We start from the raw sequence: 12,693 nt of genomic DNA, 5'->3' as shown, positions 1-12,693 counted from the left end.
GCATACCTCGTCAGTCCCGCACGCTTTTGGCTGGAACCCAGTATCGTTTTTGCACTGAAAACACGATAATTTCTGGCATTTTTAGTTAAGCACGAACGCCGCCAGGTTCTCGCCAAAAGCGCGCTGATCATTACCCACAAGTTAGGTCGATTGCGCATCCACCCATTCGCCCAATTCGTCATTGCCGCGTATGCGCCTTTTATATCTGTGCTGCTCAGGCGCAGCAGAACGTGTTCATTTCACAGAAAAAAAAGTGCCCTTGATCGACGCTCCTACCCTGACGGCAGCGACGTGCCACTCGATTCCTGCGAGCTTTTGGCAGGAATCCCGCGGCATGCGGTATTTTCGGTATGGAAAAAACGTTCGCCATGTTATTGCAGTTCCCTAATTTTTCTGTAGGAATTTTCTGAAGTTTTTCTCCAGCAAGTTTTGCCAATGCATTCTGTGGTATTTCATCATATCGCTTTCTTCACCGACTGAACTTTGACAAAAACATATGTCATTGTGCTTGCCTGACTACGCAAAACTAAGGCACACTATTTATAATGGGGTTGATCTGAATCAATCGTATTGCATAGAGATTTTGCTCTGGAGTGCGCCGCTGCTCGCATTGAAAGGTAAAAACTTTCCGTCACGGAAGTATTTACCTGATTTGCTTGTCAGCGTCTGGCAAAATCGGGTAGGATATTGATGACTTTTAGGTCAGTAATAATTTCGATCTTGTTTTTATTGTATTTTTTTGACGATCAGTACGCGTATTCCCGGAGGGTGGAGTGAAAAACAACAGCTTGGGTCAACAATTTTCCCAACAATCTTTAAGCCGTGGCGCGCGCACCGTGTGTTCGCTCAGCGTGCTCGGCGTTTTGCTCAGCGCCTGTGTGGTCGGCCCTAATTTTAAAACGCCGCTAGCCCCGCTCAATGCTGATCAGGCCGCCTATGGTGCGCCGCTAGCTGGCACTGTGGCCGCGCCCGGTGCGGCCGGTGTGGCGCAAACCTTGGTCAGCGGTCAGGATATCCCTTCGGCATGGTGGCAGGTGTTCCACTCACCGGCGCTCGATAGCTTGATTCGTACTGCCTTGGAAAAAAGCCCGAATCTGGCAGCCGCCCAAGCCGCTTTGCGCCAAGCGCAAGAAAATTATACGGCACAGGCCGGCTCGGTACTTTATCCGGCCGTGTCGGGCAGCCTCGGTGCCAATCGCCAGCAGCAGGCGGCGGTGGCAACCAGTGGTGTGCATGTGCCGGCCTATGATCTCTACAATGCTTCGGTGAGCGTATCGTATGCGGTCGATTTGTTCGGTGGCAATCAGCGCGGTCTCGAAGCCTTGCGCGCCGGCGTTGATTATCAGCGCTTCCAGGTTGAAGCGGCGTATCTGAGTTTGACCGCTAATCTGGTGACCAGTGCGATTCGCGAAGCGTCATTGCGGGCCCAATTGCAAGCGACCGAGCAAATCATTGCCTCCCAAAACAGTCAGCTGGAGGTCTTGGAAAAGCAGTTCAAGATCGGTGCGATTGCCAAAGCCAGTTTGCTGGCGCAACGTAATTTGCTGGCGCAAACCCGCGCCGGTGTACCGGCTTTACAGAAAAGTTTGGAGCAAACGCGGAATCAACTGGCTGTCTACGCCGGTAAATTGCCGGGTGAAGCAGACTTGCCGCATTTTGAACTCGAGTCGTTACAATTGCCGGCGACCTTGCCTTTGACTGTGCCCTCGACTTTGCTGCGCCAACGCCCAGACATCCGGGCCTCAGAAAGTTTGCTGCAGCAGGCCAGCGCTCAGGTAGGTGTGGCAACGGCGGCGCAGTACCCGCAACTGAATTTGACGGCCAATTACGGTTACAGCGGTACCGACAGTGGCAAACTGTTTTCGAGTAACGGTAATTTGTGGAGCATCGGGGCCGGTTTGACCGCGCCTCTGTTTAATGGTGGAGCCTTGTCGGCTAAACGCCGCGCCGCCGAAGCCGCTTACGATCAGGTCGCAGCCCAGTACCGAAATACGGTGTTGATGGCATTTCAAAATGTCGCCGACAGTCTGCGCGCGCTCGACTACGATGCGCAAACACTCAAGCAGCAGGCCGAAGTCGAAGCCTTGGCCAAAGAAACCTTAGATTTGACCACTAAGCAGTATCAATTGGGCAGTGTCAGCTCGCTCGCGCTGCTCGATGCCAAGCGCAGTTATCAAAGTGCGCGTATCGCCTTGGTGCAGGCGCAAGCCAGTCGCTATGCCGATACGGCCGCGCTGTTTCAGGCGCTCGGCGGCGGTTGGTGGAATCGCAGCGAGCTCGCTGACATTTCGCGTACGGCAGCGTCGCAGTGAGCGGCAGCAGATTTTCGGTATGCCATTTTAATTTGAATCGTATTTGAATCGTAAGGGGAAGTATTCATGACCAAGCGTATGCTCATCATGTTAGGTTGCATAGTCCTGTTGATCGCCGGACTGGCATTCGGCAAATATTTACAAATCAAGCAATTGATTGCGAGTGCACCGAAAGCCGGCGCACAAACCATCAGTGCGGCCAAGGCTGAAGCGCTGGAATGGCAACCGCAATTGAGTTCGGTTGGCACGGTGAGTGCTTTCCGCGGTGTCGACATCGGTTCGGAAATTACCGGTCTGGTACGTCAAGTGCATTTCAAATCGGGACAAAACGTCAAGCGTGGCGCGGTGCTGATAGAACTCAATGCCGATGCCGATATCGCGCAATTGCATGCGCTCGAAGCCAGTGCTGAATTGTCGGCCACGGTATTGAAGCGTGATCAGGCACAGTTGGCGGTGGAAGGCGTGAGTCAGGCCCAGGTCGACGCCGATATGGCCGATCTGAAAAGCAAGCGTGCCTTAGTAGCGCAGCAGGCCGCACTGGTCGAGAAAAAAACCATACGTGCTCCGTTCGACGGTCGTCTTGGCATCAGCACGGTTAATCCCGGTCAGTATGTCAATACCGGTGACAAGCTGGTCAGCTTGCAAACCGTCGATCCGATTTTTGTTGATTTCTTTCTGCCGCAAAAACAAATTTCTTCGGTCAAGCTCGGCCAAAATTTGAAACTGCGCAGCGATGCTTTTCCGGGGCAGGAATTTGTCGGACAGATCAGCGCGATCAATCCGAAAATCGATACCGCCACGCGTAACGTGCAAATACAAGCCAGTTTGAGCAATCAAAAACAGTTGCTGTTGCCAGGTATGTTCGCCAATGTCGCCATTGATGTCGGCGATAAGAATAAATACATCACTTTGCCGCAAACCGCGATTACCTATAATCCTTACGGTTCGACCGTGTTCGTGGTCAAAGACGGTGACAAGAAAGACGAGCAAGGTCAGCTCGTGAAAGTTGCGCAGCAAGTCTTCGTGACGACCGGTGCCACACGCGGCGATCAGGTGGCGGTCTTGAAAGGCATCGAAGTCGGGCAAATGGTGGTCACCAGCGGGCAGTTGAAATTGAAAAACGGCACGCCTGTCATCGTGGATAATTCCGTTCAGCCGAAAAACAGCCCGAATCCTACTCCGCAAGAACACTAAGAGGGGCTACGATGAAATTTACCGATATTTTTATCCGGCGTCCGGTGCTGGCGATCGTGGTCAGTCTGCTCATCGTTGTGCTCGGTTTGCGCTCCTTGTTCAGTCTGCCTATCAATCAATACCCGCGCACGCAAAATGCGGTGGTGACGATTTCAACCACGTACTTTGGCGCCGATGCGCAAACCGTGGCCGGTTTCATTACTCAACCGCTGGAATCAGCCATCGCCCAGGCGCAGGGTATCGATTACTTGTCGTCATCGAGCAGCAGTGGGGTGTCGACCATTACCGCCACCTTGCGTCTGAATTATGATGCCAACCGCGCCCTGACCGAAATCAGCACGCAGGTCAATTCCGTTAAAAACCAATTGCCGGCGCAAGCGCAGCAACCGGTGTTGACGGTGCAGACCGGGCAGACTACCGATGCCATGTATATGGGTTTTTACAGTGATACGCTGCCGACCAATAATGTCACGGATTTTCTGATCCGCGTAGTCAAGCCTAAGCTGGATTCGATTAATGGCGTGCAAACGGCTGAATTGCTCGGTGCCCGTCAGTTTGCTTTGCGCGCTTGGCTTGATGCCAGCAAGATGGCGGCCTTCGGCGTCACGGCGGCCGATGTCAGCACCGCACTGGCGGCGAATAATTATCTCGCCGCGCTCGGTGCCTCGAAAGGCCAAATGGTTACCGTGCCGCTGACGGCTGGCACCGATTTACATTCGGTGGAAGAGTTCAAGCAGTTAGCGGTCAAGCAGGGCAATGGCGCCATCGTGCGTCTTGAAGACGTGGCTACCGTCACGCTGGGATCGGAAAACTACGATTTCAACGTCGCTTTCAGTGGCGTGCGTTCGGTGTTCATCGGTATCAAGGTCGCGCCGGAGGCGAATATCCTGGATGTCGCCAAGCGCGTGCGCACGGCTTTCCCCGGTGTGCAGTCACAATTGCCGGCTGGGTTGACCGGTCAGATCGTCTACGATTCCACTGAGTTCATCAATACTTCGATCGATGAAGTGGTCAAGACTTTGCTCGAAGCCTTGCTCATTGTGACGGTGGTGATTTATCTGTTCCTGGGCAGTTTCCGCGCCGTGATGGTGCCGGTGATTGCCATGCCTTTGTCCTTGATCGGTACTTTCTTCGTCATGCTGATGTTCGGCTATTCGATCAATTTACTGACTTTGCTCGCGCTCGTGCTGGCGATCGGCTTGGTGGTCGATGATGCCATTATTGTGGTGGAAAACGTCGATCGCCACATGAAAGAAGGTAAGTCGACTCTGGAATCTTCCTTGTTGGCCGCACGCGAACTGGGCGGGCCGATTCTGGCCATGACCGTGGTGTTGATTGCCGTGTATGTGCCGATCGGTTTTCAAGGCGGCTTGACCGGGGCCTTGTTTACTGAATTTGCTTTCACCTTGGCCGGTGCGGTAGCGGTGTCGGGTGTGGTTGCATTGACGCTCTCGCCGATGATGTGTTCGCGCTTTTTCAAGGCCGAACAAAGCGAAGGTCGCTTCGTGAAATTCATCGATCATCAGTTTGAGCGGGTACGCGCTGGCTATTTACGTCTGCTGCACAGCTTGCTCAATACTTGGCAAGTCTTGATTGTCATGAGCGTATTGCTGATTTTATGCTTGGGTTTGATGTTCAAGATGTCGCAATCAGAACTGGCACCGGAAGAAGATCAGGGCATCGTGCTGTCGCAAGTGGTCGGTGCGCCGACGGCGACCTCGGATCAGATGCAAACCTATGCCGATCAAGTGTATCAGGTCGCGCATTCCATGCCTGAATACAAGCAGATGTTTCAGATTACCGGTGTACCTACTACCAATGCCGGTATCGGTGGTGTGTTGCTGAAAGACTGGGCTGATCGCAATCGCAGCGCTAAAGAAATCCAAAAGGATCTGCAAGCGAAATGGAATCAGATCGCCGGTGCGCGCGTGGCGGCGTTCCAGTTCCCCGCCTTGCCGGGCTCATCCGGTTTGCCGGTGCAATTCTTGATCACCACGACTGAGCCGTTTGAGAATCTCAATGCCATTGCTCAGCAGGTAATGGATAAGGCACGCGCATCGGGCAAGTTTTATTTTATGGACGTTGATCTCAAGCTCGATAAGCCGCAAGCGACGCTGGAAGTTGATCGCGATAAAATCACCGCGCTCGGCATGACGCAGCAAGATGTCGGGCAGGCGCTCGGTGCCGCGCTCGGTGGTGGTTATGTCAATTACTTCTCGATCGCCGGTCGCTCGTATAAAGTGATACCGCAAGTACAGCAAACTGACCGGCTCAATCCCGATAATTTGCTCGATTTTTACCTGCGCACACCAAGCGGTGCGATGATTCCAGCCAGCACGGTGGCACATATCACCCATAGCGTGGTGCCGGAAGCGATCAATCGTTTTCAGCAGCTTAATTCTGCGACTATTTCTGGCGTCGCCGGGGTGTCGCAGGATGAAGCGCTCAGCTACTTGAGTGGGCTGGTCAAGGAAATTGCACCGAGTGGGTATACGGTCGATTACTCCGGTCAGTCGCGTCAATTCAGAAATGAATCGGGCGGTTTCGTGGTGACCATGATTTTTGCGGTCATTATCGTGTTCTTGGCCTTGGCGGCGCAATTTGAAAGTTTCCGCGATCCGGTCATCATTTTGGTGTCGGTACCGCTGGCTTTGTTCGGGGCCATGATCTTTATTTTCTGGGGCTATTCTTCGGTCAATATTTATACTCAGGTAGGTTTGGTGACCCTGATGGGGCTCATCAGTAAGCATGGGATACTGATCGTCGAATTCGCCAATCAGTTGCGCAAAAAAGGTTTGAGCAAACGCGCGGCGATTGAAGAAGCAGCCGGTGAGCGTCTGCGACCGATTCTGATGACGACTGCCGCGATGGTATTCGGTGTCTTGCCCTTGGTGATCGCCTCCGGTGCCGGCGCTGCCGGGCGGCATGCGATGGGCCTGGTAATTTTTACCGGTCTCTCTATCGGCACCTTGTTCACCCTGTTCGTGGTACCGGCGATGTATGTCTTCATTTCTGGTAAACACGAAGTCGAAGCGACAACGGAAACGGCAGACGTGATCGTTTGAGTAGTTGTAATTCAGAAAAAACCACCTGCAGCCGCTGCAGGTGGTTTTTTTTTCGGTGCAACAAACTAGTTGCTTTGATGTAAATGTCGCATCGCTATGCCAAGCTGTTTGTTGCGCTTATTTATTTGTTGTCAATATCTAAAAATAGTCGTTTTTTGAATTCAATAATAAGGACTAAGTAGCACAATTCATAAAGTTTCGGTCGGGGGGTGAACTCGCTTGTCCAAGCGATTATTCCTCGAGCTGCGCTAATCTGGCAGGCTATTCTGCTTTTTAGCTAAGCTCAATCGGGGTGTGATCGACAGACTCCTAGGCACTCATATGAAAAACATCGTTCTGTATGCTAGCTTAATCGTGCAGGTATTTTTGGGGGGGACGGCGACGGCAGCGTCGCCCGTTGCCCGGGTACTGAACGGACGTCCGGTGCAAATTGAATCCGTGCCATTTTTGGTGTCGACGACAAAAATTGCCAACTTCGGTAACGGGCAACTTGGAGAAAGCACCTGCACCGGTTCTATCATTGCTGAGCGCTGGATACTTTCGGCCGGCCATTGCGATCGCTTATCTCCGTCCGGCAGCATTACCGTCTATTCAGGTTCAAGCGTGCGTCAACTCGACGGCACCGGCGGCATCAAGGTCAAGGCTGTGCATGTGTATCCGGTGTATCAAGCGCAGTATTCCGATTTTGTGTTGTATGAATTGGCGCAGCCGCTGAGTTTTTCGGCGCGTACTGCACCGATTGCGGTTTCGCGCGATGTCTCTGAGTTGAAAATGAAACAGGCGATCGATATGATGGGCTGGGCCAAAGGGGCCGGGGAGCCTGGTCTTGCCGGGCAACCGGGCGGTGAAATCGGCGAGAATGGTCGGCTCGAACAAATGACCTCGTCATTGTCGGCGTTTGTCAAACTTAGCCAAGATTCGGTGGCGCGGGCGTTTCGCACGAGCGGTTACGGCATGGATGCGGGTAAGCCGGTCAATGCGGGTGGGCAAGATAGTGATAGTGGTGCGCCGGCGGTGGTCGGCAGTTTTGCTGGTGGTTATCGTCAGGTCGGCGTGTATACGGCGAGCGTAGCGCCTAATCTGCCGCTGAACATGCTGTTCGGCGAGGTTGCCTCGGTACGCGATTGGATACGCAGCATCACCGGCTTGGAGCCGGAGCACATTGATGGTCCTGATATTGCCGATCGCAACAGTGTCTATCAGCTGGATCTGGGCCGCAGCGGCTTGCGTGGCTATCATCAAGCCTCGGTCTTGTTGCTCAAGGAAAGCGCTGGGCAGACGACGGTACTGCATGGCGACTTGCCGTTTACCGAGAACGCTGGAAAAATACAAATCCGATTTGATTCGACGGCCGCGACGACGGTATTGCAGGCGCTGGAAAATGGTAATCAGCTGCATCTGGTAGTGAAGTTGTACTATGGTGGCAGCTACTACAATGCGCTCAGTCGCCCGATTATTGTCAATAGAGATCTCGGTGCTTGTCCGGGTCAGTCGGCCCGAGCCGGCGTGCCTTGCCGCATTTTGTATTTGGCCGACAGTCGTACCGAGCCGGCTAGCATTCGCTTCGGTTCGGGTATGACTGAGGTATTTCTCGCCCAACGTGCCAGTTTCGGTATGGACGTAGCGACGGTCAATCCGGGTGATTTGAACCTCCATCATCATTTGTCAGGCAAATCGATCGCCGACGCAAGCAGCGCCTTGATCAGCTTATCCGACAGCCGCGCCGATTTGCTGGCGGCGCTGAATCACTCATCGTTTACCGACCGGCAGCCGGTGAATATTTATGAGATCGCGCCAGCATTGGCTTTTAATGTGAAGAAAGCGCTGACCAGATTTCCTGATCATGCGGCAATCAACGCCAATTTTACCGCCGCAGGACTTTTTTCGGTAATCAAAAATCCTTACTTAGTGGTCAATAGCATAAAAAATCGCGAAATTGTGCGCGTCACGCGTTGGGTTTACCAGAATGGGCACTATCAGGAAGCCGCGGGTGGTTTTGATAATCCGAATTTTTCCCAACAAGCGCAAAATATGGAGAGCGTGTACACCGCCGGGCCGGTCAACTTCCACCATCAAGAATATCTCGGTGCCGGCGCCGACATGATACCGATAGGATTTTGTCTGCGCGATCGCCGTGGCTGGAATGGGATTGAGCAAACCGGTGCGGGCCTTGCTTGTAATGCGCCGCGCAGCGCCCGACGTTCTTGGTATGGACCCTATTCCGCCAGTTGCTATTTTGGTGGCGTGCTGGGCGGCACAGCCAGTTGCAATTTTTACGACGGCAGCAGCGGGGTCGCGCGCTTTTCCGGTGACTATGGCTTGGTGCTTGGCTGGGGCGCGGCAGTTGATGACGCGGTGTATTTCGCCCGCCCGCTCAGTTCCTTGATTGCCGAGTATCCACGCGGGCTGCATTTTCAGACCGTCGCTGCAGGGATTTATTTTCGCCTGACGATTTCCGGCATGGACGGCGTCATACAGAACGGCGGTTTTAATCTGCTCGGTGCCGGTGGCATTATTTCCGGCGGCGGCGGCTTGGATGGCGGATTTTCTGCATTTTGAAGCGGGCCTGGAACGGTTAATTTTACCTTTACCTTGCTGGGCATGGGCCGCCTGATTGGGAAGGGGAGGCCAAGGTGCTTGGCATTGCATGGACTTTAAGGTTTGAGGGAGGTACATGTTAATATATTAGTTGATTAATATATTAATAGAAATGAAGGGAGCGCAGATGTATTGGGTAAGCTTATTGAGCGGCTTGGTCGTCCTCATGTTGTCCGGGCCGGTCGCCGCCGATGCGCCTGCGGCACCGAAGGCTGAGAGTAAATGGGATGTCAATCATCCTCCCGGTGTGGCAAACACCGTGACGCTCGATACCCGCAGCGGTACGTGGATGAGTGTGGATGTCAGCCCCGATGGTCAGCAGTTGGTGTTTGATTTGCTCGGTGACTTGTATTTGTTGCCGATCGCCGGCGGTCAAGCGCGGCCGCTGACGCACAGCATCGCTTGGGAAATGCAGGCGCGCTTTTCACCCGATGGCAAACAAATCGCGTACATGTCCGATGCCGGTGGCGGCGATAATATCTGGGTCATGCAGGCCGACGGCAGCGCCGCGCATGCAGTGAGCAAGGAAGATTTTCGCTTGCTCAACAATCCTGTCTGGCATCCGGATGGCCAGTACATTGCCGCGCGCAAGCATTTTTCTGGCACCCGTTCGCTCGGCTCCGGTGAGATCTGGATGTATCATCGAAGCGGTGGCAGCGGCGTACAGTTGAATGAAAAACCGAACTGGCAAAAAGATTTGGGCGAGCCGGCTTTTTCTCCGGATGGTCGCTACCTGTATTACTCACAAGACACTACCAGCGGTACGGCATTCGAATACAACAAAGATTCGAATCGGCAGATTTATCAAATTTTCCGGCGCGATCTGCGCGATGGCAAGCAGATCGCACTCGTCAGCGGTGCCGGTGGTGCCGTGCGTCCTGTACCGTCGCCCGATGGCCGTTACCTGGCCTTCGTGCGGCGCTTGCGCAACCAGTCGACCTTGTTTTTGAAAGATCTCGATACCGGCATTGAAACGGCGGCTTGGCCGGAACTCGAGCGTGACATGCAGGAATCATGGGCCATACACGGTGTCTACCCGGCATTTGCTTGGATGCCTGGGAGTAAAGAAATCGTCATCTGGGCTAAGGGGAAAATCTGGCGGGTCGATCCGTTTGCGCAAAAAGCGCAAGAAATTCCTTTTCATGTCAGTGATACGCGCGAAGTGCGCGCGGCGCTGCGGTTCGAGCATGAGGTCGCGCCCGAGCATTTTTCCGTGCACCAGCTGCGTTCGGTGAATGTCGCCGGGGATGGTAAGGCGGTGGTGTATTCGGCACTTGGACATCTGTACTTACGCACGCTGCCGCAAGGAACAGCACGCCGCTTGACCCAGCAAAATGATCACTTTGAATTTTTCCCCAGCTTTTCTCGCGATGGAAAACGGGTGGTCTATACCACCTGGGACGATGAAAAAACCGGTTCCGTGCGTATGTTCGATATCGCCAGCGGCAAGGAAACGGTACTCACGACCAAACTGGGTAAATATACCGAGCCGCGTTTTTCAGCCGATGGCCGTCAAGTTGTCTTTGTTAAAACCAAGGGCGGCTACCTGACCACGCCTTGGTATGGCATGGATGCCGGGGTCTATCTGCTTGCGCTCGACGGCCGCAGCGTCCCGCGTTTACTCACCGAAGAAGGCAGTGCGCCGCAGTTCGGTCGCGATGGAACGGCGGTCTACGTCACGCGCACGCAAAGCAGTGGCGAAGTCGATTGGAGTACTGCGCTGGTGCGGGTGAACTTGGATGGAAAGGCCGAGGAAACCGTGGCCAAGAGCGAATTCGCCGGCGAATTCTCTCTCTCACCGGACGGTAATTGGCTGGCTTTCGGTGAACGTTACCATGCCTATGTCACGCCGTTGCCGCTGGCTGGCAAAGCGGTGAGTATCGGTGAGAAAAGTGATGCCTTGCCGGTGACGCGCCTCGATGTCAACGGTGCGCAGTATTTACACTGGTCTGGGGACAGTCGCCGTATCCATTTTGCGCTCGGCGATGAATTATTTAGCCGCGATTTGAAAGACGTGTTCGCCTTTGTTCCGGGTGCCGCCGCGGCCTTACCCAAAACGCCCGAGCATGGCCTGCCTATCGGCTTCACGGTGGCGGCCGATAAGCCGTCGGGTGTGACGGTCATTTCCGGTGCGCGCATTGTCACCATGCGTGGTGATGAAGTGATTGAACATGGTCGCATCGTGGTGCGCGATAATCGGCTTGTCGCCGTCGGTACCATGGCCGATGTGGCAATACCGGCCGGTGCGCTGGAAATCGATGCCAACGGCAAGACCATTGTGCCCGGTATCGTCGACGTGCACTGGCATGGCAGCATGGGGGAGGGCGGCATCATCGCGCAGCAAAGTTGGATCGACTATGCCTCGCTGGCTTTTGGTATTACCACCTTGCACGACCCGTCCAACGATACCAATGAAATTTTCAGTCACAGCGAAATGCAAAAAGCCGGCTTATTGGTGGCGCCGCGTATTTTTTCGACCGGGACGATTTTGTACGGTGCCAAGGCCAATTTCAGCGCGGTCGTCAATCATTTCGACGATGCGCTGACCCACCTCAAACGTTTACAGGCCGCCGGTGCGATTTCGGTCAAAAGTTATAACCAACCACGCCGCGACCAACGTCAGCAAATTCTTGAAGCAGCACGTCAGACCGAAATGATGGTGGTGCCGGAGGGCGGTTCTTTGTTTGAGCATAATATGACCATGGTGATTGATGGTCATACCGGTGTCGAGCACGCTTTGCCGGTCGAGAAAGTGTATGACGATGTGCGCCAGTTATGGTCGCAGACCAAGGTCGGCTATACCCCGACACTCGGTGTGGCTTACGGCGGTCTCGATGGCGAACACTATTGGTATGCCCATACAGATGTGTGGCAGCATCCGCTACTGAGTAAATATGTGCCGCGTACCGTGCTGGAACCGCGCAGTGTACGGCGTGAAATCGCCCCCGAGGAAGATTACAATGTGTTCCGTGCCGCTGCGGTGGCGGCCGATTTGCAGCGTGCCGGCGTGGCGGTGAACCTTGGTGCGCACGGTCAGCGCGAAGGTTTGGCGGCACACTGGGAATTGTGGACCTTGGTTCGCGGCGGTATGACACCGCTGCAGGCTTGGCGTAGCGCCACCCTCAACGGTGCCCGCTATCTTGGTCTTGATCACGATATCGGCTCACTCGAGGTGGGTAAGTTGGCTGACTTGATCGTCATTGATGGCGATGTGCTGGCCGATATACGCCAGTCGGACCGGGTCACGCAGGTGATGCTCAATGGGCGGCTGTATGACACGGCGACGATGAATCCGCGCGGTCATGGCGGTAAACCGCGCAAGCCCTTCTTTTTTGAGGGCCAGAGCGGCATCGGTATGCCGGTCGAGGCGACTGGATCGTCACACGGCGGCGATTAGCTATGTGAGCGAAACGATACAGAGGCGGCAATTTTATCCTGCCTCTGTATCCTAAAGACGCAAGCGGATGTGTCACAATAGCGAGCAAAGGCTGCCGGCGCTGGTTTTTTTTGTAAACACTTCGCCC

General features: G+C 54.3%; 5 protein-coding genes. All 5 read left to right on the top strand.

Annotation, left to right across the window (positions count from 1 at the left end; genetic code table 11):
• Positions 1-773 precede the first annotated feature (773 nt).
• The 5 genes from QN359_RS08945 to QN359_RS08925 all read left to right on the top strand — a co-directional run bounded on the left by QN359_RS08945 (position 774) and on the right by QN359_RS08925 (position 12,566).
• Positions 774-2,312: an efflux transporter outer membrane subunit gene (locus tag QN359_RS08945; RefSeq protein ID WP_322248874.1), complete on the top strand. Its 1,539-nt coding sequence runs from the start codon at positions 774-776 to the stop codon at positions 2,310-2,312.
• A 66-nt stretch (positions 2,313-2,378) separates the two neighbouring features.
• Positions 2,379-3,506 (top strand): efflux RND transporter periplasmic adaptor subunit, encoded by a 1,128-nt coding sequence (locus QN359_RS08940; RefSeq protein ID WP_322248873.1) that lies wholly within the window; start codon positions 2,379-2,381, stop codon positions 3,504-3,506.
• Between the two features lie 11 nt (positions 3,507-3,517).
• Positions 3,518-6,571 carry an efflux RND transporter permease subunit gene (locus tag QN359_RS08935; RefSeq protein ID WP_322248872.1) on the top strand — a complete coding sequence of 1,018 codons (3,054 nt, stop codon included), beginning with the start codon at positions 3,518-3,520 and terminating at the stop codon, positions 6,569-6,571.
• A gap of 321 nt (positions 6,572-6,892) precedes the next feature.
• Positions 6,893-9,130, top strand: a complete 2,238-nt coding sequence (locus tag QN359_RS08930) for a S1 family peptidase (protein WP_322248871.1) — start codon at positions 6,893-6,895, stop codon at positions 9,128-9,130.
• Positions 9,131-9,296: 166 nt separating this feature from the next.
• A complete protein-coding gene (locus tag QN359_RS08925; protein WP_322248870.1) occupies positions 9,297-12,566 on the top strand; it encodes an amidohydrolase family protein in 3,270 nt (1,089 codons plus the stop codon).
• Positions 12,567-12,693: the final 127 nt, after the last annotated feature.

It is taken from the genome of Undibacterium sp. 5I2, from assembly GCF_035019605.1.
Lineage (GTDB): Bacteria > Pseudomonadota > Gammaproteobacteria > Burkholderiales > Burkholderiaceae_D > Undibacterium.
Note: the sequence above shows the minus strand (reverse complement) of the source record. Positions and strands in the feature narration are given on the sequence as shown.

Excerpts from the sequence above, each read along its gene's own strand:
- QN359_RS08940 (WP_322248873.1), top strand. The coding sequence starts at position 2,379 with ATGACCAAGCGTATGCTCATCATGTTAGGTTGCATAGTCCTGTTGATC.
- QN359_RS08935 (WP_322248872.1), top strand. The coding sequence starts at position 3,518 with ATGAAATTTACCGATATTTTTATCCGGCGTCCGGTGCTGGCGATCGTG.
- QN359_RS08930 (WP_322248871.1), top strand. The coding sequence starts at position 6,893 with ATGAAAAACATCGTTCTGTATGCTAGCTTAATCGTGCAGGTATTTTTG.
- QN359_RS08925 (WP_322248870.1), top strand. The coding sequence starts at position 9,297 with ATGTATTGGGTAAGCTTATTGAGCGGCTTGGTCGTCCTCATGTTGTCC.